Genomic DNA, 24,849 nt, shown 5'->3' on the forward strand with positions numbered 1-24,849 from the left:
CGCAAAGAAGTGTATTTTTTGCGGAAGGACCGATTCCTTCCCATTGCCTTGGAATTTTAAATAGTGTGGTGAGATGAAGATGTCTACGATTTTGCTGATTGAAGATGACAGGACACTTTTTAACGAAATACGCGACCGCTTAGCACAGTGGTCCTATAATGTACATGGCGTCCGGGATTTCGGAAATGTCATCAAGGAGTTCACGGACATCCAGCCTGATTTGGTGATCATCGATATCACCTTGCCCAAATTTGACGGGTTTCATTGGTGCCGGCTGATTCGCTCCCATTCCAATGTGCCGATTATATTTCTGTCATCACGTGACCACCCGACAGATATGGTGATGTCCATGCAGATGGGAGCGGATGATTTCATTCAAAAGCCGTTCCATTTTGATGTGCTGATTGCCAAAGTCCAGGCCATCCTGCGCCGGGTGTACAACTACAACACGGAACATACGATTGAACTCAGAACATGGTGCGGTGCCAACGTCAATTATGCCAATAACACAGTCGCCAATGATGATGGTGAAATCGAGCTTACTAAAAATGAAATGTTTATTTTAAAAGTGCTGATTGAACATAAAAATCAAATCGTCAGCAGAGAGGAACTGATTACCTATCTATGGGATGATGAGCGATTTGTCAGTGACAATACATTAACGGTCAACGTTAACCGGCTGCGCAAAAAGCTGGAAACACTGCGTCTCGGAAAATATATTGAAACCAAAGTCGGACAGGGGTATATCGCGCTGGAAGGGGAACAAATATGATTGGAACATACCTGAAAGAACGACGCAGCTGGATTCTGCTGATTATCACGCTTCAGGCAGTAACCTTGCTTATTGCGGCGATTGATCCAACGATTCCTTTCAGATCGCTTCTCTATATCGTGTTTCTTTCCCTGATTATTTTTACAATCTTTTTCTTCATCCGCTACCATAAAGAAACTAGTTTTTACCAAAGCCTGAACAACTGGGATAAATCGTATGACCTGACAACGGTGGAACCTGCTGAAAGTCCTTTTGAAAAAATCGTTGAAAACAGCATAACCTTGCAAACGGATCAATACACAAAGGATATTTCCGAAAACCGTCAAAGTGTCGACCAGGAAAAAGATGAGCTTATGTCCTGGATTCACGATGTCAAAACACCGCTGACCGCCATGCAGCTGATGATTGACCGGATGGAACACTCCTCCTTCAAATCACAGCTTATGTATGAATGGCTGCGTATCCATCTGCTTCTGGATCAGCAGCTCCACCAGAAGCGAATTCCGTTTATGCAGAACGACCTGTACGTGGAAACGGTTGAATTGGAACCAATACTCCATCATGAAATCCGGGATTTGAAATCATGGTGTCTGCAAAAGGGGATTGGCTTTGACATCTCCCTGGACGTTCCAACGGTGATCAGTGATGCCAAATGGCTCAGCTTCATCATCAGACAGCTGTTGACGAATGCCCTGAAATATAGTGAAGGTTCCGATATTACCATCCATTCTTTTTCCGAAGACCAACTGACGAAACTGGAAATTCGCGATGATGGCCGCGGGATTGACCAAAAGGACTTTCCGCGTATTTTTGAAAAAGGGTTTACGTCGACAAATAACCATGCTGATCATGCATCAACCGGAATGGGCCTCTATTTAACGAAAAAAGTGGCAGATGTCATGCGCATTCATATTGATGTCCAATCCCAGCCAGGAGAAGGCACATCCTTCATTCTTACCTTCCCGAACAAAAATGAATTTCTGAAGCTGACAGGCATGTGACGAAAATGTCACATGCTTTGCTTTTTTGTTCGGAAAATCGAAGGAAACATTGGGCAGACTGATTTAAGATGGAACTATCAATCAACAAGGAGTGTTTTGCTTTGACGGTTCTGCAGGCAAATAAAATTTATAAAAGCTACGGAAATAAATTCAACAGGCAGGAAGTATTAACCAGCCTGGATTTACAAGTAAATAAAGGGGAATTCATCAGTATCATGGGGCCATCCGGATCCGGCAAGACGACATTGCTCAATGTCCTGTCCTCCATCGATAAAGTCAGTCAGGGGTCCATTGTCATTGAAGGAAATGAACTCACTTCCATGAAAGATAAACAATTGGCGGAATTTCGGAAACATCATCTCGGATTTATTTTTCAGGAGTATAATCTGCTGGATACATTAACCGTGAAAGAAAATATCCTGCTGCCATTATCCATCCAAAAGGTTTCCAAAAAAGCTGCCGCCAAGATGTTTCAGACAATTGCAGGTGAATTGGGTATTTTGGACATTCAGGACAAATACCCGAATGAGATTTCCGGCGGGCAAAAACAGCGCACATCAGCAGCACGTGCATTCATCCATGAGCCAAGCATTATTTTTGCGGATGAACCGACCGGAGCACTGGATTCCAAATCCGCTTCCAATCTGCTGAACAAATTGAGTGATTTAAACGAAAAGCGGAACGCAACCATCGTTATGGTGACACACGATCCTGCTGCAGCAAGTTATTCATCACGCGCCATTTTTATAAAGGACGGGCAAATTTATACACAGCTGAACAAAGGCGCTGAGTCCCGACAGTCCTTCTTCAAAGACATTATCAAAACACAAGGTGTCCTGGGCGGGGTCAACTATGAAAATTAGTCAGCTCATCTATCGGAACCTGCGAAAGAATCTGAAAACATACTATCTGTATGTGTTTGCGCTGATTTTCAGTGTTGCACTCTATTTCGCCTTTGTAACCATGCAATATGATCCTTCAATGGATTCGGTAACAGGCACGATTAAAGGTGCCGCCGGACTGAAAGCAGCTTCCGTATTGCTGATCGCGATTGTCGGGGTTTTCCTGCTATATGCCAACAGTCTGTTTATCAAGCGCCGCAGCAAGGAAATCGGATTATTTCAATTAGTCGGGTTTACACGGGGAAAAATCTTTCGCATCCTGACAGTGGAAAACCTTATCCTGTATTTTGGCTCGCTGGTTGTCGGGGTCTTTCTCGGGTTTGCTTCATCGAAACTGTTTCTGATGATTATTATGCAGCTGACCGGTATTAAAACTGTTGCAGAATTGCGTTTTTCCGGTGCGGCGCTAGGTCAGACTTTACTTGTATTTGCAATCATTTACTGTCTGATCATGCTGATGAATTTTATTTTCATTAAACGGCAAAGTATCCTGGCACTCTTTCAGGTTAAGTCAGCATCGGAAGGGAATATTAAAAAGCTGTCATGGTTTCAAATGGGCATTGGCATTTTGGGATTGGTCCTCATTATTTTCGGATATTTTCTGTCGACCATGTTATTCAGCGGCGATATTATCGGGAACGCACAATTGCTTACCGCCATGCTTGCCATACTCGGATCTGTTATTATTGGAACGTATCTATTTTACAAAGGATCCGTAAGCTTTATCTTTTATCTGATCCGAAAGCGGAAAAACGGATATTTATCGATTAAAGAAGTTTTATCCCTGTCATCGATTATGTTCCGGATGAAGTCCAATGCCCTGCTGTTGACGGTCATCACTGTAGTTTCAGCACTGGCTATCGGGCTGGCATCACTAAGCTATATTTCATATTATTCAGCGGAAAAAACAGCTGTGGAACGGGTGCCAAATGATTTTTCCATTCCAAATGAAGAAAATGCCCAGCACTTTCAAGAAATGCTCGAGCAGCATAACATTGATTATGCAACAACAAGAATTGATTTTATCCAGGCAAACGCAAACATCAAAGATATCATCGGTCCTTACCCGGAAGATGCACCGTTCAACCCTGGTATAACAACGATGTCAGTAATTAGTGATGAAGACGTTGAACAAGTGGATGTTCCCGAGGACGAAACAGTATTTATCAATTCAAGCAGCGCACTGGAACAATTTTTGTCCTTTAAAGATAATGGTAAGATTACGCTGTCAGGCAAGAACAACACAATTCGCCTGAAATACAATGGATTGAAAGAAATACAGGTTTTGCCATCCATTATGGTGAATGGCGGATTTCCAGCTGCTGTTGTCGACCAAACTACCTATCAGCGGCTAACGAAAGATATTGACCCATCCATCAAGAGTGACGTATCCACTTATTTTGGAGTTGACATACAAAACCGTGGAGATTTGCATAAAGCGAATGAACTTTTTGGAGAGGAACTTGGTAATAAAGCCTGGCATAGTTCACAAATGGAGGTAAGGACCTCGTTGAAACAAAATATGGGGCTGATCATCTTCATAGTCGGTTTCCTCGGACTTGCCTTTCTAATCACATCCGGCTGTATTCTCTACTTTAAACAAATGACGGAAAGTGAAGAAGAAAAGCCGAATTATACGATTCTGAGGAAATTGGGATTCACACAGGCAGACTTGTTAAAAGGAATCCGGATCAAGCAGGTTCTGAATTTCGGAATCCCGCTTGTTGTCGGCTTGGTGCACAGCTATTTTGCCGTCAAATCAGGCTGGTTCATGTTCGGAACAGAACTATGGACACCAATGATCGCTGTCATGGTGCTGTACACCGTGCTGTATTCCATCTTCGGCATGCTGTCCGTGCTGTATTACAAAAAAATTATCAAAGCGTCATTGTAGATAGGGAGCTCCAGTTGATGACTGGAGCTTTTTTGTTTGGCGGGGGTGCTGGGGCTTCAGCGCGATTCGGGGTTTCTTCGGCGGATTGTGCTGACCCTTCGGCGCGAAATGGGGTTTCTTCAGCGGATTGTGCTGATCCTTCGGCGCGAATCGAGGTTTCTTCAGCGGATTGTGCTGATCCTTCAGCGCGAAATGGGGTTTCTTCGGCGGATTGTGCTGACCCTTCGGCGCGATTCGGGGTTTCTTCGGCGGATTGTGCTGATTCTTCAGCGCGAAATGGGGTTTCTTCGGCGGAGAGCGGAGAACACTTAATCGCACAGCGCATTCGGGCAAAAGAAAGCATAAACTGCCGCTCAGGCAGTTTATGCTTTCTGATAATTCGTATTCAAACGAAGTGCTTCTGATGTTTCAGCACTAATTTCTTTCAACAGCTCCGGATTTTCCGATAGTGACTTTCCATAAGAAGGAACCATTTCTTTAATTTTCGGCTCCCATACTTCAAGTTGCTGCGGGAAGCACTTCTGCAGGATTTCCAGCATAATCGGAACTGCAGTGGAAGCTCCTGGTGAAGCGCCGAGCAATGCAGCGATTGACCCGTCAGTAGAATTGATAACTTCTGTACCGAACTGAAGCGTTCCTTTGCCACCGGCCTCTGTATCCTTAATAACCTGTACACGTTGACCGGCAACGACTAAATCCCAATCCTCGCTCTTCGCTGTCGGGATAAATTCACGCAATTCTTCCATGCGCTGTTCTTTTGATAACATCAGCTGTTCAACAAGATATTTTGTCAATGGAATATTTTTCGCCCCGGATGACAGCATTGTCAGGACATTATACGGCTTAACGGAACAAAATAAATCCTTATTGGAACCAGTTTTCAGGAATTTCGGTGAAAAACCGGCAAATGGTCCAAACAACAATGACTTCTTATCCTCAATAAATCGTGTATCCAAGTGCGGCACAGACATTGGCGGTGCGCCGACTGCCGCTTTGCTGTACACTTTTGCATAATGCTGTTCAATCACATCCGGATTGTTACAAACCATGAACAGTCCGCTTACCGGGAAGCCGCCGACATGCTTTGATTCAGGGATTCCTGTTTTTTGCAGTAACGGCAATGCGCCTCCACCAGCACCGATAAACACAAAATCGGCCTTGCGATACGCAATTTTATCGTCACTGTGCACTTTTACTTCCCAGCCGCCATCGTCCGTACGTTTAATATCATCAACTGTGTGACCGTAATTTACTTCCACATCTGTTTCTTCCAAATAAGCGAACAGCTTACGTGTTAACGCTCCAAAATTAACATCTGTTCCGGAGTCAATTTTTGTTGCCGCGATTGGTTCAGACGATGTACGATCTTTCATAATGAGCGGGAACCATTCTTTCAGTTTTTCGGGATCATCGGAAAACTCCATTCCTTCAAATAACGGGTTATCTGACAATGCCTCAAATCGTTTCTTTAAAAAGTTTACACTGTCTTCCCCCTGTACCATGCTTATATGCGGAAGCGGCATGATAAAGTGCTCGGGGTTTTGAAGCAATTTGCGGTGAACGAGATATGACCAAAATTGTTTGGTCACCCGGAACTGTTCATTAACCGTGATTGCTTTGCTGATATCTATGGAGCCATCCGGTTTTTCCTTTGTGTAGTTAAGCTCGCACAATGCAGAGTGACCTGTACCCGCATTATTCCATTCATTCGAGCTTTCCTCACCTGCTGTCTGAAGTTTCTCATATACGGTAATGTTAATGTCCGGCGCTACTTCTTTCAGCAATGTCGCCAGCGTTGCACTCATAATTCCGGCGCCAATCAAGATAACGTCTGTGTTGTGCTTCTGATTACCCATATTATTTTACCTTCTTTACATCATAATATTTAATAAAAGGACATGCATACCCGCGCTTATTCGTTAAAATAAACGACGGAACACACTTTTCTGCTTCAATTATAACCTTATATATTGTATCATAATTGTATATAGATTAAAATGTTTACTGTCCAGGATTGTTATGCACTTTTCCTGTATAGTGACATGCAGGGAATTGCGCATTCCTTGTTACAAAATATAAGTACCAGTTTGGGAAAACGAATAATATAAAGGAGTGGAATTAATGCAACAAGATCAATTAGAAGAAATCAAGAACGGTAAAGGTTTTATCGCAGCACTGGACCAAAGCGGCGGCAGTACACCAAAAGCTCTAGCTGCTTATGGCGTATCAGAGGATGCGTATTCCAATGAGGATGAAATGTTTGAACTTGTTCACGAAATGCGCACCCGGATTATCACATCACCTGCTTTCGATTCAGAAAAAATTCTCGGTGCAATTTTGTTTGAACAAACAATGGACAGCAAAATCGAGGGTAAATACACTGCAGATTACCTTGCAGACGTAAAAGGCATTGTTCCATTTCTGAAAGTGGACAAGGGTCTTGCTGAAGAATCGAATGGTGTACAGCTGATGAAGCCTATCCATGACTTGGATGAAACATTAAAGCGCGCCAATGAGCGTCATATCTTTGGTACGAAAATGCGTTCCGTTATAAAAGAAGCCAACCCGGAAGGCATCAAAGCAGTTGTCGATCAGCAATTCGAAATCGGCAAAAAGATTATTGCTGCGGGTCTCGTGCCAATTATTGAACCGGAAGTGGATATTAACAGCCCGGAAAAAGAAAAATGTGAAGAGCTGTTAAAAGCAGAAATAAAAGCACAGCTTGACAACTTGAGCGATGATCAGCCGGTAATGTTGAAATTATCAATCCCGACTGAGACCAACCTGTACAAAGAGTTAATCGAGCATCCTAAAGTTGTTCGCGTCGTTGCACTTTCCGGCGGATACTCAACAGAAGTTGCCAATGAAAAGCTGAAACAAAACGACGGCCTGATCGCCAGCTTCTCCAGAGCGCTGAGCCAAGATCTGAACGTTAACCAAAGCGACAAAGAATTCAACGACACACTTGCAGAAGCCGTTGAATCCATTTATCAAGCATCTATATAAGTTTAGACAAATAGAGCGAACAGCTATTGAAGCTGTTCGCTCTTTTTTGATCTGCTGCTGCTCATGCCAGCTGTGGAGGGGGTGGCGCTTTTCCTGATAGAACGCTGGGCTTTCCTGATAGACATGTGTAAGTTACTGATAAACAGGCGTAAGTGACTGATAAAATTGTAAAAGTTACCGATAAACACCCGTAAGTGGCCGATAAAATGTAAAAGTGACTGATAAACGCCCAAATGTGACTGATAACATATTTAATTACGCCCCAAGAAAAACAGGGTGTGCGGGACAAGCGCCAACCGCCCCACACACCACTATAAATCAAACTTCCTCATTGCTTTCCCCAGTTTCCGCACCCCATCAACGATTTCATCGCGACTCGCGTAACTGAAAGAAAGCCGGAGAAACGCTTTCCCGTCGGCCTGATTCAGGAAAAAATATTGTCCGGGGACATAGGCGACGCCTTCATCCATTGCATATGGCAACAATTTTGATGTGTCAGCACCCTTTACTTCGACCCATACAAAATAACCGCCTTCCGGAATGTGCCAGGAGACAGATGACGGCATGTTTTCCTTCAGTGCGGAGGTCATCGCGTTACGCTTTTCCTGATACGTTGCCCGCAGCATATGCAGTCGTTTTTCCATATCGTTTTTTTCTAAAAAAGAAGCCATCGTTGCCTGAACAAACGGATGGTCCAAATCCTTTTTGAACCAGGCCAGTGCAGTAGTCACTTCAGCCGGGGCATTTACCCATCCAATCCGCATGCCCGGCGCAACGACTTTAGATAGTGAACCGACATACAGGACGCGCTCATGATGATCGATTGCTTTCAATGGTACTGACTGTTCCCGAAAATACAATTCTCCGTAGGCATCATCCTCGATAATCAGGAAATCATATTTTTCAGCGAGCTCCAATACGTGCTTCCGCCGCTCGATTGTCATTGTCGTTCCGGTCGGGTTTTGAAACGTTGGGATGGTGTATAAAACCCGCGGCATCGGCAATCCATCCTTCTTTCGCTTCGCAAGCACTTCCTCGAAACGATCTGTTTGGAGTCCGTGCTCATCTACCGGAATACTCATAAATTGCCCTGTATAATTCTGGAATACTTCCAATGCCTCCATGTATGTTGGTGACTCAACAGCAACCAATGTCTGATCATCAATAAAAACCCGGGCGATCAGATCGATTCCCTGGCATGCACCTGACGTGATTAACACTTCCCCGTCTTGAATACCGCGTTCCGCCAGCCTCTGTTGAATAGAATCCTTCAGACCCGCAAACCTGGGGCTTCCCACATAATGCAGCGGCAAATCCCCTTCTTCGTCAATCAGATGGGTAACCGCCTCCTTCAATTTGTCAGCCGGCACGAGATCCGGTGCGGGAAATCCCGAATTCAAACGGATACATGCATCCGGCAATTCAAACATCCATTCTCCAGGTGGATCTTTCTGCAGTGCATCTTTTATATTTCTGGAAAGATAAGCTTCCATCTTCACGTGGATCATCCCCTCTTCGTACGTACGCATTATAGCTTTTACACTAACAGAAAGCATTGGCGAATACCAATGCTTCCAAATTTGTCCTGTATATTTTTTAGAAGAATAATAGATGTGCCATAATTGCTGCAATCGGCAGTGTAATAATGGTCCGTTGTAAAAAGATAACAAACAGTTCCACAAAAGAAATTGGGATTTTTGATTTTAATAAAAGAACCCCGATTTCCGACATGTAAATTAACTGTGCCAGCGACATGACACCTATTACAAACCGGGTCAGTTCCGACTCAATCCCGCTTCCAACAACAGCCGGTAAAAACATATCCGCGAAGCCGACAATCATTGCCGGGGCGGCAGCATGTGCCTCCGGAATCTGCAATAACTGCAGGAATGGTACAAACGGATAAGACAAAATGTCAAATACAGGGGTAAACTCCGCAATAACGAGTGCTATGGTTCCGAGTGCCATGACCAGCGGAATTAACGCAAACCAAATATCAATGACATTCAGGACACCGCTTTTCGCAACTCCACGATAGCTTTTGACCTGACTCGCTTTTTCAACAGCCTGTTGGATCCCCCATTGAAAACTGGATACATTTTCCGGAACATCTTCATCAATTTGCTTGCCAACCGTCTCCAAATACGTCTCCTTTTTCCTAGATAAAGGCGGAATCCGCGGACAAATAATCGCCGCAGCCACACCAGTCACCACCACTGTTGCATAAAACTGAACAAACATATGATCAATATGCAGAAACCGCGCAATGACGAGACTGAACGCAATCGACGCAATGGAAAAGTTTGTCGCAACAACCGCTGCTTCCCGCTTGGAATAATAGCCGGATTCATATTGCTGGGTCGTCAGCAACACACCTACCGTCCCGCTCCCCATCCACGAAGCAAGTGCATCAATCGACGAACGGCCAGGCAATTTAAACAACGGAAACATTATTTTACGCACCATTGTTCCGATAAAATCCATCAGACCGAACTCCAAGAGCAGCGGCATGAATAAACATGCAAACAAAAACCAGACCATCAATACCGGGATCAAATCAAAAAGCATAACGCCGCCGGTGAGCTCGGACGAAATCAGTTCCGGCCCGGTTTGCGTCAATGTAAACACTGCAAATAGTGCCCCGATACACCTTGAAATGAGCCAAAAAGATGAAATATCAAATAATGCCGTTAAAAAAGGACTGTTATTTACAAGGTTGAGATCGGTAAATTTTACGACCAGACTGCCAATAGCAGATAAGCAAATAACGGTTGTCATAAACAACGGGATATAATCCGCAATCGCATACTGCAGGGCATCCGCCATAATTCCAAGTCCGATAGTCACTTTATCGTTTACCGCAATCGGCACCAGAAACAGCAACACCCCGATTAACGAAGGCAGCCAAAATTTCATGTATTGTTTCGGTGTATATTGTTTTTCGGAGGTTGATTCCTCTACCTTTGCCAGTTGTTCTATCATAATGCTGACCCTCCCGTTAATTAGGACTCTCGTCTTTAGGTGATTATAAATATAACATTCTATGTATAAATATACAACACTATGAATGGAATTTTATAAAGACAAACATTGATAGAAACATATTCCTGCATATGTATACCTATCCATTCCAATATATAAAAATTCCACCCCTTTTATAAAACCGAACATTTATAAAAAGTGGCATGACTTACGTCCGGATTCTAACTATTTATGAGATAGAAGCAGTATAAGACGAATGAAAAGGCTTTCCTTCAAATTCTCTCCATAATTCGCTGTTTGAGCCATTCTCTCTTTATTGATATATTAATTTGGTTGCGTTTTCTTCGTGTCGAACAGACATACGGTGTTTTACAAATTATAAAAGAGGAGTTGATAACATGGATGTCTATCAATCTCAGAAACAAAATGAGACCAAGAACATGGGTGATGATTATTCACTTGGTAGAGTACCGCGGGACAAGCGAAATATGGGCTGGCTAAGTATTACTAACATTACATTCGGGATTGCAACCGCTATCTTTTATTTCCAGATGGGCAGTGTTATGGCACTTCAATTTGGAGCTATCAATGCTATCATATCCGCTGTTTATGCAATTATTGTTGCAGGAATACTGGGGACATTTATCGCTTATTTGTCTGCTAAATCAGGAATGAATGTAAATCTATTATCCAGAGGCGGCGGATTCGGATATATTGGTGCATCCTTAACTTCATTTATTTATGCTACAAATTTTATTATGTATTGCGCATTGGAAGGTTTGATTTTAGTCGCTGCAGTACACGAACTCATACCCGTTATTCCCAAATGGGTGTTTATTTTATTCTTTGGCCTGATTGTCATCCCATTAAATTGGTTTGGAATTAAGCAACTGGACAAACTGCAGAAATGGTCTTTACCTCTGTTTTTTCTTTTCTTAATAGCTGCAATAATATTCGCTGCTATACATCCTTCCAGCTATGATGGAACCTTTTGGTCTTACATGCCTGAAGGTGTACAAGTCGGGGGAACTGCATTATTACTCTGTATCGGTATGCAACACGGCATTATGGGATTGACCCCTCTACTTGCTTCGGATTATGCCCGCTTTTTAAAACCGAAAGATACGAAACTGGGAATCTTTGCTATTGGGTTTATCCCTCAAATATTCTGCTTTGGCGTCATGGGCGGCCTTGGAATTTGGTTTGGTGTTCGCCTCGGAGAACCAAACCCCGGGGTATATATTGTATTGCTTCTTGGTGTTTGGGGAGCCTTATTTACGATGTTAACGCAAATTAGAATTAATGTGACGAATATTTATAGCGGTTCCTTATCCTTATCAAGTTTCTTTGAAAATGTATTTAAATTTAAACCAGGCAGACGTTTCTGGGTTGTCGTTACCGGATTATCGGCAATCACGTTAATGCTTCTTAATATTGTTGATCACCTTGAAGTTGTCATGACATTCCAAGGGGTATTTCTTTTAACATGGGCTACCATATTAGTTACCGACGCTATTGTTGTTAAACGAATCTTAAAAATTGGTCCCGGCTATTATGAAGACAGACAAGATAATTTATATAAATGGAATCCTGTTGGAGTAGCATCATTAATAGTGGCAAGCGGCCTTGGTACTATTGCAGCATTAGGATTCATGGGAACATTCCTGCAAAGCACCGCAGCATTCTTTGCCGCAATCCTCGCCTCCATCCTCACGATCGTACTGGCACTCGCCACAAAAGGAAGATACTATATCAAAAAAGAAGCCAATGATATTGACCGTGAAGACTATATTGCTTGAAGTATGGGGTCGATCCCCATGCTTTTTTTTGCAGATAAAGTTTTGCGAAAAATTACTAACCCTCAGTCATATTAAGTTATAATAGAAGTAACATTGAGGAAGAAAAGAAAATAAACCAAAAGACAAGGATGAGCGAATCATGTTTATCGGTGAAAATCTGACCAATCTTCGTATTATGCATGGTTATTCACGAAAACAGCTCTCTGAAATACTCGGAATAACGGAACAGGCAGTTTGGCAGTATGAGAATCAGTATACATCACCTAAAATGAAAATCGTTAATGACTTGAAGTCCATTTTTAATGTGAAAAGCAGATACTTTTACAAGAAAGATGTCCTGAGCAGGTATGTGAAGGCAGAAAATATTCCACTCATGAATATTGCATACCGTTCAAAAGTGATAAATGTTATTTCCAAAACGCAGTCGGAGGCAAAGCACGTTCAGTTTTTGGACAGCTTTGTGAATTACTTTGCCGCCAAAATAAACTTTCCCACACAGAAAATAATACAATTGAGAAATAATGTAATTGAATTTCTAAACACTGCGGATCAAGACAGACAAACACAAATAACACACGTTGCAAAAATGGCACGTCACGCATTGGACCTTGATGAAAACACGAATGATGAGCTAATGTTTGCAATGGAAAAAAGCGGTATCTTTATTTTTGAAAAAGCAATCGGTGAAGAAATCGATGCTTATAGTTTATGGACAAAACAGGAGCGGCCGTTCATCATCTTAGGAAACCTAAAACGTTCAGCTGTACGTCGGAATTTTGACCTTGCGCACGAACTTGGCCATTTACTTTTACATTATCGGGTCGAATTTACAAATTTGGACCGTAATGAACATAAAGCCTTTGAAAAGGAGGCCAATCAGTTTGCAGGTGCTTTCCTGCTTCCGGAAAAAGCATTCTTAACTGATTTGCAAACCGTTGAACGCATTACAAATCCGGATGCATATATTGACCTGAAGAAGAAATGGAAAACGTCACTGCAGGTACTGGGATATCGAGCTGCTAATTTAGGTATATTGGATGAAAAAAATCATCGCAACTTTTATGCGGCTCTTCACCGTAAGGGTTATTTGAAAAGGGAACCAATGGATGAAACAATTTCCATTCAAAGACCCCAAAAAATGAAATCCATTATGGACTTGGGTTTCAAAAAGAGGATTTTCAATCTCCAACAGATGCTGAATAATGACTGGATGGCAGATGTTCAATTTCTTCACCAGATAACAGGTATTGATGCAAACTTTTTCGACCGATATATGATGAAGAAAAAGGATTTTGAACTAACCCACGTATCCGAATCACATACATCTTATTCAACTAAATAGCCTGTTTACAAGAAGTATGGGAGCGGGTTCCCATACTTCTTTTTTCGGTCACCATAGGAAGCGCGAGAACCGTCCCCACGCTTCCCCACGCTTCCCTTGTCAAACGGCCGAAAATCTAAGATACTGTAATAAGAAGGTTTATATGCAGGAGGTGATAGCTTTGAGTAATAATACGGGCAACAAGGAACTGGAAAAAGGGATGTTGAGGGCCCTGGATGGACTTAAAGAGATGCGGGATGATATGGAGAAAAAAGAAGCAGAACGTATTTGGCGCGATATCAATGTTCCAATCAGCCTTTACGATGCGCTATCCAGATTGACAAAAGATGAGCTCACTGAAATTCGTAAAAAACTGGATATTAAAAATGCAAGCTCCTTAAAAAAAGAAGAATTGATTAAGCTGTTGCAGCAAGTTATCCCGACGCAATTTGAAAATATATGTTTAAAACTAGATTCAGAGCGCTACAGCATTGTTGAAAAGATTATTCAGCAAGGCGGATCTATCCATGCTGAACATCTTCCGCTCAACATACTGCAAAACCTTGGCACGTATGGACTCGCTTTTACCGGGACTAGCGAAGGCGAAAAAGTTGCAGTCATTCCGGATGAGCTGGTAAATGCTTTTTCATCCATCAATTCCCGAAACGTAAAGGTCATTACCAGCAGAAATACAGAATGGATTAGGCTGACACATGGACTTCTATACTACTATGGGGTACTTACCACATCCAAATTAATAGACATGGTCAAAACATATACAGCTTATGAAGTGGATACACTGGAATTTCTGACGGTTATATACGATGCCAAGGCTTGCTATAAAGAAATGAGAACATATCGGGATATCCTCTCACATATAGGGGTTTTCGATGCTGAACGTGTTATAGATGAACATAAAAGCAGGGAAGACATTCCTTATTTTCCATTTTCCAAAACACAATTGATTACCGCAGGCGTTCCTGATTACGTTGAACGCAGCAAATGCTTTAAACAGTTCGTGAAATTTCTTACAAGCCATTATGACCTTACAATTGAAGAGGCAGAGGGACACGTCGATGAATGTGTACATGCCATTAACAATGGGATAACCCCGCAGGATACCCTGCAAACGATGCAATATCAATTTGAATTTGAAGGATATGACGATGTAAAATTATTTATGGATCAGCTTGTGGATCTTTCAAACAACACCAAACAATGGGGCTTAAAAGGATATTCCCCCTACGAATTGCATCAGCTGGGGAATGATAATTTACAGCCATCGCAGAATCATGCTAGCAATGTCATTGATTTTCAATCCGGAAAGAAAATCAGCCGGAATGATCCGTGTCCTTGCGGGAGTGGAAAAAAATATAAGAAGTGCTGCGGGCGGTAGCAGCTGAATTAATGGGACGAGAAGCCTGTCTCTCGGTCCCCCCCATTTATTTCTTCAGATTTTTACGTTCAATAAACCGTTCAAAGTCATCTGTAGACAGACGGCTTATCCGTTGCTGATTATACTTTTCATACTCGTCCAAAGCCAGCTTGTCAGCGACCTCCCTTGAAACCTTGCCTGCATCATCCAAAATATCACGATCATTAAACTGCAGAAATGCATTCAGTTTCTCCACCCAATCCTTCATATACATTAGTTGTTGTCTTTCCGCCTGATCTTCAGCATAATCCAGAAACATTGCAATAATACGGTTGTGTGATTTCAATTCCTTTTCGGATAAAAAATTTTTAGCTATGGTAACATCATTTTTACGGACCTTATCACCTTTCCATGAAGTAAGACCCATATTTTCTTTTGCCGCCTTTGCCCGATTTGTTATAAGTTCAGAAGCTGTTTGACCATGTATAGCAAAATGAAGTTTATTTTGCACAGTAGCAAAAAATTCCTGAGTGATTTCCGCGCCGGACTCGTAATCAACCGACGTTGCATAAATATCCGTTATCTTTTGATAAAACCTTTTCTCGGACGCACGGATATCACGAATACGTTCTAGCAATTCATCAAAATAATCCTGTCCGAAATTACGCATTTCTTTCAAGCGGTCATCATCCATTGTAAAGCCTTTAACAAGATACTCATTCAGACGCTCTGTGGCCCATTGGCGGAATTGTGTACCCCGATGAGAGCGAACCCGGTAGCCGATTGCGATAATTAATTCAAGGTTATAAAAAGATACTTCACGTTCCACCTCCCTTTTCCCTTCATATTGAACTATTCGGTTTTTCCGAATAGTTCCCGATTCAATAAGTTCACCCTCAGCATAAATATTTTTTATATGTTCATTAATTGTATTTACACCCTTTTGATACAACTCCGCAATAGCCTTCTGTGTCATCCAAACAGTTTCATTTTCCAGCCTGACGTCGATTTTTGTGTTACCGTCCTCCGTCTGATAAATTAAGATGTCTGTTTCGTTTGTCATCTTATACCTCTCCTTTTGACAGTCACATCATTTTATTTAATTATACCACAAATACGAACGTTTGTTTCGTGATAGTTAAAATAATACCCCCATCCCAAAAAACACATGCCGACAATGTCAGCACGTGTGTTTTCATTCGTTAATTCCCTCAAAACCAACCCGTCACTCATTCATATTAATTTTCCGCAACAGGTTTCTTGACTACCTTTGCACCTTTTTTCGAGGCTTTCACCGGTTTTATAAAGAACGACATAACCAATGCGGCAACGGCAATGATTGCTGCGAACATAAATGCGTCGGACATTCCCTCAATCATCGGCTGTGAAAGTCCGTGTTGGGCAGCGTCCTTGCTGCTGTTTGTCATGACCGTAATCAGTGTCGCGGTACCTATCGAACCAGCAACCTGCCGCATGGTGTTGTTCATAGCTGTACCATGTGGAAGCATGTGGTTCGGCAGCTGGTTCAGCCCCTCTGTCATAATCGGCATCATGACAAGCGATATTCCGAACATCCGTATGGCATAGATCACCATCATATAAAAATACGACGATGAGGCGCTCATATCGCTGAATAAAAATGTCATGCCCGCAACGATTGTCAATCCAATAATCGCCAATGGCCGTGCACCAATCTTATCGAAAAGCCTTCCGGTAATCGGCGACATAATCCCCATGATGACCGCACCTGGTAATAGCAGTAACCCGGATTCAAATGCGGTATAATCCCGCGCATTCTGCATATAAAGCGGCAATAGAAGCTCAACACCAATCATGGACACCATCACCATCATCCCGATAAACACGGACAGGGCAAAAATTTTATTTTTAAAGACTCTGAACTCAAGCATCGGTTTTTCAATGGACAACTGCCGCCAGATGAATAGTCCAAGCGCCAGCGCACCGATAATCAAGGAAACTGTCACCTGCGTACTTTCCCAGCCATTATTGCCGGCAGAACTAAAGCCGAATAACAGTCCGCCGAAACCGAATGATGACAACACAATCGATGTCAGATCGATTTTCGGGTGTGTCAGCTTTGTCACATTTTTCAAGGCAAAGTAGGCAAAGACAATATCAAGCAATGCGATCGGTAAAATCATATAGAACAACACCCGCCATGAATGGCTTTCAACAACCCAACCGGAAAGTGTCGGACCAATCGCAGGGGCAAATGCAATTACCAGACCTACCATCCCCATTGCCGCACCACGTTTCTCAACCGGGAAGATCAATAGAAAAATTGTCTGCATCAACGGGATCATAATTCCGGCACCGGATGCCTGCAAAACTCTGGCAGCCAGCAATACCGAAAAAGACGGTGCAATGGCTGCTGTCAACGTTCCTGCCGCAAACAGAATCATCGCCGTCAAAAACAACTTTCTCGTCGAAAATTTTTCAATTAAAAAGGCAGTGACCGGAATCATCACGCCATTGGTAAGCTGGAATCCTGTTGTCAGCCATTGAGCCGTAGAGGCACTTACCGAGAAATCACTCATTATCTTTGGAATAGCAGTATTTAACAACGTTTGGTTCAAAATCACAACAAATGCACCCGCAAGAATTACTGCGACAAGCACTGTTTTATTTATGCTTTGGTTCGATTGCATTTCTTCATTCTCCAAAACTCCCTCACTCCTTCTACAAATAAATTGTTACGGTTTAGCTGTTATATCAACGTTCAGGGTTGCACCAATACGACGCAATAGACCCTTCAATTCGGTATTTTCTGCCAGATAGAGCAGCATTGCTTTGATGAAAAACGATCTCGGTTCCTGCTCATGACATTCGTTATGCAGCGATTGAATCGCGGATAGACACTCTTCACGGCCTTTATCAGGTATCGGCAGCCGTTTCGCCTTCCCTTTAAGCTCCTCCAGAAGATTATCCAGTTCCTCCACCGATGTATCCGACTCCATCCCGTCCTCGCATTCCATGTATTCTTTCATCTCACTTGCAGTCAAGACCGGAACCAAATCGGTTGTGTGGCCAATCATCGTATCAATCCGTTCCACAACAAAACGGGCAACACGTTGTACATCGATATCCTTCTTATCATGAATGACGAGCGAAATATACTCCCTTAACATCCCCTGAAACATAATGGTAAAGTCCCAAATATACGGTTCCGCCTTTTCGCCATACGCTTCAAGCAAACAATCCTTATACCAGTTGGTCATGGTAACCTTGATTCTTTTCATAAGCAATGCGATTTCAGGATTGTCATGCGGCGGTAAAGCCCTAAGCAGCATGACCATGAAATCCTTATTGTTGCGAAAACCATCAGCCTGAGCAGCAATTTTTCGAATAAGCTTTTCTTTTGCTGACAATGATGCATCAACATTGACATTCGCAGCACTTTGCAGCATTTTTTTATGGTTGCTTTCAATGGCCTGAATCAATAACTCCTCTTTGGAATCAAAAAATTGATATAACGTTCCTTTAGAAATCTTACAGTCATCAGCAATTTCCTGAACTGATGTTGAAAAATAACCTTTTTCCGAAAAAAAACGGATTGCCGATTGCATGATTTCTTCTTTCCGATCCATTATTCCGCCACCCCTTATCCCTTGTTACTTTCTATCGCAAAATGCCTGTGCACAAGCAATTGCAATAGTGTGTATTGATATTCTGAAACAGCATTTCGCCATAGGTCAAAACATTCATTTTCATGACGTTGACCAAATAGTCAACTCAGAACTATTAAGTCAACAGAGTTCTTATTTTAAATGACTGACCGGTTCTATGTCAACCATTGAGTTTTTCAAGATGATAAAAAGCGGACATAAAGTGTTGGGAATCCCAACTTTTATGTCCGCTATACCTTAAGGTGAGGAAGCAAAAGAACCGCCCCCATGCTTCTTCAAATCATTCCTTATCACGCAAATCTTCTCGTTCTTCATACGCCTTATCCCTTACATTTTCTCTATGCTTATATGCTTTATTACGAATTTCTTCGCGATACTCATAAGCCGTATTTCGGGCATATTCCCTCAGGTCATAAGCGATATCCTCGGCGATTTCTCTTATCTCAAATCCATCAATGTCTATTCTGTCTTCCATTTCATAAGTTAAATTTTTAAACCGCGTTTCTTCGTCATAAGCCAGGTTTACCATGTTATCTTCCATGTCATACAATTCATTAACGCGTTCCGACTCCGAATCGTAATATTTATTAACATTTTTTGATTCCCAGTCATACCACTCATTAATTAATTCAGTCGTTTCCTTTTCGAAAAACTTATTAAGTTCCTGTTCCGTTCGTACAGTGGAATATTTTCCTTCACCAGCTTCTGCTACCTGCTTCAACTGATGCTGTCCCTTATCGTCTACGTCAAAGCCTATGATATTCACAATTGCCTTCATGTCTGACCGGTTTAACTTCTTGGCTGCTTTAACAGGATTTCCACCACAGGTCTCCACACCATCACTAACCACATAGATGATGTTCTCCGCATTTTTTCCGCTCTGTTCTTCTAAATTCTTTTTGGCCAGTTCCAATGCACCGGCTAACGGTGTCCATCCTGCCGGTGAAAAAGAATCCAATGCCTTTTCAAAGGATTTTTCCTTGTATTTGCCAAGCCTGTAAATTTGCTTAATACTGCTGCAGGATAGTTTTTTATCGCTGTCAGCACCGGTTCCTTTATGTCCATATACGGTTAAGGAAACATTTGCTGATTCGGGCAAACCGCCTGCAAATGTTTCCACCGCTTTCTTGGCCAGTTGCATTTTCGTTTCTCCATTAATGGTTGCGCCCATACTTCCGCTTGAATCAAACAAAATCGAAACGTTTACCTGTTTTTTCTGTTTAACAGAATCCGGCGCTTTCGCCTCACCAGGCTTGGCGCTTGCACCCTGAAATGATGTATCAACATTATTAAAGAATTTATAATAACTGCGATAGTCCTCCCCGATTAAGGAAAGCATCTGATAATAGTATTCTTCCGCTGTCAGATCCTCCGGCAGTTTTTCAAGAATTTGCAGCACTTTTTCTTCATCATAGCTATCCCCGCTGTATTTAGCATCGTCCAACTTAAGCTGCATTCTTTCCTCGACATTTGTAAACTGCAATTCTTTTGTTTCATTTACGGTGTTTTCTTTGCCACTTTCCTCTGATGATTCATCCGTTTGTGCTGCGGTTTTCTCCGCCTCTTTGGAATCTTTTTCCCCATCATTACCGGAACAACCTGCCAAAGCAAAAAATAATAATAGAAACACAAGGCAAACGATCAACTTTTTACTGTTTAACATGTTTAGTTCTCCCCCTTCCGTTGCGCATGCCGTCTTACATCATACAGACATAAAGAAAACCGGGAGTTTAAGCTCCCAGGTGATATTAGCTTATTTATACCATAATAATGATGAAAATAATAGATGGCTACCAGTAAAATGTACCGCCATGCCTCAAAATATATACATCTGATACCCAATATATCCTGCTGCAATAATCATCATGGCCATGACAACATGTTCAATCAGTCCACCCGTATGCGTATAAATCGGCAGTCGTATTTTAATACTCATCGGCCATAACAATGCAATCCCGCGTGAAGTTGCTGCATCCAACAGCAAGTGACTTGCTACGCCGATAATGATGCCGGCTGTAATGCTTGCCGGAACCGGTGTTGATGATAATATAGCTCCAAGGATAACCATAAATAATAGACTGTGTGTTACGGTCCGGTGACCAAACAAAAGTCGCACGAGGTTTGATAGGATCGGCAGCTTTCGCCCAATTTTAGAACCGCCGTGACAAATATCCGGCAGCAGAGATCCAGCTGTGCATGATGCTAAAAACAGTAGATCCTGTGTATAATGATCTGTAAAGTATTGTACTGCTATCCCGGCTGTTAATCCGCCGATAAGATGTGTTTTGCCTGTCATGTGTTGTTCTCCTTCTATTAATCCCAAAGTTATTTCTTCCATAGCTTCACAATTTGCTTAGTCAATTTTTTCCTAAATAGCGACAATGCCTACCACCGATTTTTCGTCAATAAATTACTTACCAGCACCAACGTTAACCCTTTTGTAAATGCTCACCCTTTTCGATGTCTTTAAAAGCTTAAAAGATGACGCCATAATGATGTCCATGCTTTTATTACTTTTGAGCACTAATTACCATTATATGGGACTCCGAATTCATCTTTAAGTTCATACATTAATTTTTTTATTTCCTCTTTAGTTCCATCACTTTCTCCATAATCTTCTGCACTTACGTTTTCATTTGCTTTTTGAATGATAAATGTTTTATTCATCATTAACAATAATACTAATTGTGAGACAAATAGTTCCTCTTCAGGTGATGAAAAAGTATCTTTTTTATACATCACTTCAAAATATTCACTCAACTCCTCATATCCGTTTGAGATATCTTCACCATTAATATTTGCATGTATAATCTGGGTTAGTTTTAATCCATTCTCAAAAACTTCCTTGTCTAAATTCGCTTTGTTGGTACTAGCTTTGTTACTACATCCCGCCATAATCAATAAAAGAACAATTATAAAAATAAACTCCCCTTTTTTAATCACATTAGATTCCCCTTTTTTGAAGAACATTATAAATTAATAAAGTACAACCTAATATTGTAAATATTATTGCCAATAAGAAGTATGCTGCTGCATAATTAGAGTTAATTATATAGTTATATGCATCTCCTCCAACATAAGCATTGATGTTATTATCTCCAAACTCTTCATTAGAGTACACAAACATTTTGTAAAACCCCATGACAACGAAAATCACTGAAATTATAAAGCTTGCTATTACTTTTAAATCCCATTCTGTATGTTCGCTAGGTGTATTTTTAATTTCCAAAGTCTTTCTATCTTCCTGCATTTTTTCTCCCTCCCCCCATTAGTAAAAATTACCTGATTTTAATATACCACATGCGCCTGTATTTGATTGATTTAATTTATCAAAATAATTGATTTAGAATGAAGTTGTTTAAGTCTTTTTTGATCAAATGTTTAGTTCAACATTTTAACAGGAAATATATATAGAAAACGTTAAAGATGAATCAATGACCAGCCCACTATTATTATAGAATTAGCAACAAATATAATCACATTTAAAAGCTAGATGATAAGATATACTTTTTGATTTTTGTTATGATGAAGATAAAATTGAAGTTAAAAAGGAGTATTCTATGTCCAACTACAACGTGAATAATAGCACAGTTAATGCTTTGTTAGGATGGATTGAAGAAGATATTGTTGCTATACCTGAAATCCAAAGACCGTTTGTTTGGAAAGCATCAAAGGTTCGTGATTTATTAGATTCGCTTTATAAAGATTATCCCATAGGTTATATCATCACTTGGCAGAATCCAGATGCTAGGTTAAAGGATGGCACTATATCACAAGGAAAAAGAATCTTAATTGATGGACAGCAACGTGTGACAGCACTTATGGCGGCTATTTCTGGCAAAGAAGTTCTGAATAAAAAGTATCAAAAGAAACGTATTAAAATAGCATTTCATCCTTTTGAAAAAAAATTCGAGGTGCAAAACCCTGCAATATTAAAAGATAAGAAGTGGATACCTGATATTGCCGAAGTATTTTCTACTGATTTTAGCCAATTTAACTTCATCAATACGTATTGTCAAGAAAATCCTGAAATGAACCCAGATCAACTTAATGCAATACTTCAACAACTATCGAACATTAAACACAGCACCCTTGGAATCATTGAACTAAATCACACACTCGATATCGAAACTGTAACCGAAATATTCATTCGAATAAATTCAGCTGGTGTAAGTTTGAGTCAAGCCGACTTTGCTATGTCAAAAATCTCTGTTAATGATGTGTACAACGGTCCTATTATTCGTAAAACCGTCGATTACTTTTCACATTTAATCAAAAGTCCAGCTGTCTTTGATGATATAAAAAATAATGATAACGAATTTGCCAATTCTGATCCCTTTAAAAAAATTCAGTGGGTTAAAGATTATAATACAAACATTTACGAACCCAGTTATTCCGATGTTTTGCGAGTCGCATTTACGTTTAAATTTTTACGTGGACGACTGTCAAACTTAGTAAGTTTGTTATCTGGACGCGATTTTGAAACAAGGGAATACAAAGAAGATATTATCGAAAGTTCCTTTAGGGAATTAAATGATGGTGTCATCAAATTTGTGGATGAGACAAATTTTAAAAGATTTATCATGATTTTAAAATCTGCCGGCATTATAGATGCCAAGTTAATCAGATCACAGAACAGCCTTAACTTTGCCTATTCTTTATTCTTGCTTTTAAGGGAACGTGGCTTTAATTCATCTGATATTAATCGCTCCGTACGGAAGTGGCTCGTTATTTCCATATTAACAGAGCGATATTCCAGTTCACCTGAATCCATGTTTGATTTTGATATCAAACGATTCGCGAACGCCGATAATCCAAATGATTACATCACTTCAATTGAGAACGGTGAATTATCAGACGCTTATTGGGAAAACACCTTCATGGACAACTTGGAGACATCTGTAGCAAGCAGCCCATATTTCAATCTTTATCTAATGTCACAGATTTATGATAACGACTATGCGTTTTTATCAAAATCAATACGAGTCCAACAATTGATTGAAGAGCGCGGCGATGTCCATCATGTATTTCCTAAAAAGTATTTACAAAATAACGGCTATAACAACCGTCGTCATTATAACCAAATTGCAAATTATGTTTATACGGAACAAGGAGTTAATTTAGCAATACGCGACCAAGCGCCAAACCAATACATGGATGTTGTTAAACGACAAATTGCTGATAATAAGTTTGAAATTGGCGAACTTAATGACGAACAACAATTAAAAGAAAATATGAAGATGAATTGTGTACCTGAATCAATATTCTCTATGACTGCCAGTAATTATGATGGGTTTTTAGAAGAAAGAAGACGGATGATGATGATAAAAATAAGAAGATTTTATAAGTGCTTGTAGAAAAGAAGCACAGGGACGGTTTGACTACTTGCATATTGGACCGATACATCAAAACCTGCCCAAGCAAAAAGTGTTGCAGTATAAGATCCAGCTGCAACACTTACTTGATGTGAATTCATGTGAGTACCCCCTGCAAAAAAAATACAATAAATTTTAAAAAACCCTGGAACTTCACATTCCAAATCAATAAAAATATCACTAAAAGTAAAAAAAATAGTATAATTTTTGTATATGACAATTTGTTTTTTGTATCTTTAGTATGTAACACCACCCCTGGTGAAACATTGCGCATAAAAATAGTAGTATAAAGTGGTATAACACTACCTTTTGTCGATATAATGATGGTATTTTTCCCATTTTCCTTCTTTGCCGTATGAATGTCATAAAACAAGGTCAGTGTAGGATTAATATGATACAGGTTATTGTACATGTATAAACTTCCGATTACAAGAAATAGAATAATAAACGCTATAAGTGTCGGTAAATTTAATCCTTGTTTTCCCCCAAATATATTTGAATTAAAGGAAATGAATGGGATAATATACGTTACTACGTAGTTTAACGCTTCACTACCTTTATTAGATATCTTGTTTAAAATGATTTTTTGATTAGGTTGTACCTTTAAAGGGTGATCCAGATATAATTTTAAGGTTGTAAGGGTAATTACCATAATAGTTATTAGTACCAAGCATAAAAAGAGGTTATCGATATTCAGTAGAAAAAGAATTACAAAAAGAGGTAAATAAGAACTGACAAAAAGCATATATCTGAATATCCTGCTTAATACAAGCTC

The 24,849-nt window shown here is 40.7% G+C and carries 21 protein-coding genes; 10 read left to right on the forward strand and 11 right to left on the reverse strand.

Annotation, left to right across the window (positions count from 1 at the left end):
* Positions 1-79: 79 nt before the first annotated feature.
* From B1K71_RS18595 to B1K71_RS19710, 5 genes are all read left to right on the forward strand, one after another.
* Positions 80-772, forward strand: coding sequence for a response regulator transcription factor (locus tag B1K71_RS18595; RefSeq protein ID WP_077329640.1), 693 nt, complete (start codon positions 80-82; stop codon positions 770-772).
* Positions 769-1,773 (forward strand): sensor histidine kinase, encoded by a 1,005-nt coding sequence (locus B1K71_RS18600; protein ID WP_077329642.1) that lies wholly within the window; start codon positions 769-771, stop codon positions 1,771-1,773. Before B1K71_RS18595 ends, B1K71_RS18600 begins: the two co-directional genes overlap by 4 nt.
* A 101-nt stretch (positions 1,774-1,874) precedes the next feature.
* Complete coding sequence (locus B1K71_RS18605; RefSeq protein WP_077329644.1) at positions 1,875-2,636, forward strand: ABC transporter ATP-binding protein; 762 nt, start codon at positions 1,875-1,877, stop codon at positions 2,634-2,636.
* A complete protein-coding gene (locus B1K71_RS18610) occupies positions 2,626-4,569 on the forward strand; it encodes an FtsX-like permease family protein (RefSeq protein ID WP_077329646.1) in 1,944 nt (647 codons plus the stop codon). The genes B1K71_RS18605 and B1K71_RS18610 overlap by 11 nt, the downstream gene beginning before the upstream one ends.
* 36 nt (positions 4,570-4,605) lie before the next feature.
* On the forward strand, positions 4,606-4,881 hold the full coding sequence (locus tag B1K71_RS19710) for a hypothetical protein (RefSeq protein ID WP_139343362.1): 276 nt from the start codon (positions 4,606-4,608) through the stop codon (positions 4,879-4,881).
* 50 nt (positions 4,882-4,931) lie between these two features.
* On the opposite strand, the gene mqo is transcribed toward B1K71_RS19710, so the two are convergent.
* Positions 4,932-6,425, reverse strand: coding sequence for a malate dehydrogenase (quinone) (gene mqo / locus B1K71_RS18620; protein WP_077329650.1), 1,494 nt, complete (start codon positions 6,423-6,425; stop codon positions 4,932-4,934).
* Positions 6,426-6,690: 265 nt separating this feature from the next.
* Between mqo and B1K71_RS18625 the strand changes: the two genes are divergently transcribed.
* Positions 6,691-7,575, forward strand: coding sequence for a fructose bisphosphate aldolase (locus B1K71_RS18625; protein WP_077329652.1), 885 nt, complete (start codon positions 6,691-6,693; stop codon positions 7,573-7,575).
* Positions 7,576-7,886: 311 nt separating this feature from the next.
* Here the strand turns inward: B1K71_RS18625 and B1K71_RS18630 are convergent, their stop codons facing one another.
* Entirely contained in the window at positions 7,887-9,074 is a 1,188-nt protein-coding gene (locus tag B1K71_RS18630; RefSeq protein ID WP_175631971.1) for an aminotransferase-like domain-containing protein, read from the reverse strand.
* A 97-nt stretch (positions 9,075-9,171) separates the two neighbouring features.
* Positions 9,172-10,557, reverse strand: coding sequence for a YjiH family protein (locus B1K71_RS18635; protein WP_077329656.1), 1,386 nt, complete (start codon positions 10,555-10,557; stop codon positions 9,172-9,174).
* Between the two features lie 398 nt (positions 10,558-10,955).
* On the opposite strand from B1K71_RS18635, the gene B1K71_RS18640 reads away from it, so the two are divergent.
* The 3 genes from B1K71_RS18640 to B1K71_RS18650 all read left to right on the forward strand — a co-directional run bounded on the left by B1K71_RS18640 (position 10,956) and on the right by B1K71_RS18650 (position 15,073).
* Positions 10,956-12,356 carry a purine-cytosine permease family protein gene (locus B1K71_RS18640; protein ID WP_077329658.1) on the forward strand — a complete coding sequence of 467 codons (1,401 nt, stop codon included), beginning with the start codon at positions 10,956-10,958 and terminating at the stop codon, positions 12,354-12,356.
* Positions 12,357-12,495: 139 nt separating this feature from the next.
* Positions 12,496-13,698 carry a spr1629 family repressor/antitoxin gene (locus B1K71_RS18645; protein ID WP_077329660.1) on the forward strand — a complete coding sequence of 401 codons (1,203 nt, stop codon included), beginning with the start codon at positions 12,496-12,498 and terminating at the stop codon, positions 13,696-13,698.
* Positions 13,699-13,858: 160 nt separating this feature from the next.
* Positions 13,859-15,073, forward strand: coding sequence for a Rho termination factor N-terminal domain-containing protein (locus B1K71_RS18650; protein ID WP_175631972.1), 1,215 nt, complete (start codon positions 13,859-13,861; stop codon positions 15,071-15,073).
* Between the two features lie 46 nt (positions 15,074-15,119).
* On the opposite strand, the gene B1K71_RS18655 is transcribed toward B1K71_RS18650, so the two are convergent.
* From B1K71_RS18655 to B1K71_RS18685, 7 genes are all read right to left on the reverse strand, one after another.
* Positions 15,120-16,115, reverse strand: a complete 996-nt coding sequence (locus B1K71_RS18655; RefSeq protein ID WP_077329664.1) for a virulence RhuM family protein — start codon at positions 16,113-16,115, stop codon at positions 15,120-15,122.
* Between the two features lie 175 nt (positions 16,116-16,290).
* Positions 16,291-17,721, reverse strand: coding sequence for an MDR family MFS transporter (locus tag B1K71_RS18660; protein ID WP_077330382.1), 1,431 nt, complete (start codon positions 17,719-17,721; stop codon positions 16,291-16,293).
* Between the two features lie 45 nt (positions 17,722-17,766).
* A complete protein-coding gene (locus tag B1K71_RS18665; RefSeq protein WP_077329666.1) occupies positions 17,767-18,660 on the reverse strand; it encodes a TetR/AcrR family transcriptional regulator in 894 nt (297 codons plus the stop codon).
* Between the two features lie 319 nt (positions 18,661-18,979).
* Positions 18,980-20,362 (reverse strand): VWA domain-containing protein, encoded by a 1,383-nt coding sequence (locus tag B1K71_RS18670; protein WP_077329668.1) that lies wholly within the window; start codon positions 20,360-20,362, stop codon positions 18,980-18,982.
* Between the two features lie 153 nt (positions 20,363-20,515).
* Positions 20,516-20,995 carry a metal-dependent hydrolase gene (locus B1K71_RS18675; RefSeq protein WP_077329670.1) on the reverse strand — a complete coding sequence of 160 codons (480 nt, stop codon included), beginning with the start codon at positions 20,993-20,995 and terminating at the stop codon, positions 20,516-20,518.
* 227 nt (positions 20,996-21,222) lie between these two features.
* Positions 21,223-21,642 (reverse strand): hypothetical protein, encoded by a 420-nt coding sequence (locus B1K71_RS18680; protein ID WP_077329672.1) that lies wholly within the window; start codon positions 21,640-21,642, stop codon positions 21,223-21,225.
* A 1-nt stretch (position 21,643) separates the two neighbouring features.
* Positions 21,644-21,949 (reverse strand): hypothetical protein, encoded by a 306-nt coding sequence (locus B1K71_RS18685; RefSeq protein ID WP_077329674.1) that lies wholly within the window; start codon positions 21,947-21,949, stop codon positions 21,644-21,646.
* Positions 21,950-22,259: 310 nt separating this feature from the next.
* Between B1K71_RS18685 and B1K71_RS18690 the strand changes: the two genes are divergently transcribed.
* Positions 22,260-24,056, forward strand: coding sequence for a GmrSD restriction endonuclease domain-containing protein (locus B1K71_RS18690; protein WP_077329676.1), 1,797 nt, complete (start codon positions 22,260-22,262; stop codon positions 24,054-24,056).
* Here B1K71_RS18690 and B1K71_RS20315 read toward each other — a convergent pair.
* Entirely contained in the window at positions 24,041-24,175 is a 135-nt protein-coding gene (locus B1K71_RS20315; RefSeq protein ID WP_281250365.1) for a hypothetical protein, read from the reverse strand. The genes B1K71_RS18690 and B1K71_RS20315 overlap by 16 nt on opposite strands.
* Positions 24,176-24,849: the final 674 nt, after the last annotated feature.

The organism is Virgibacillus siamensis (assembly GCF_900162695.1).
GTDB lineage: Bacteria > Bacillota > Bacilli > Bacillales > Amphibacillaceae > Lentibacillus > Lentibacillus siamensis_A.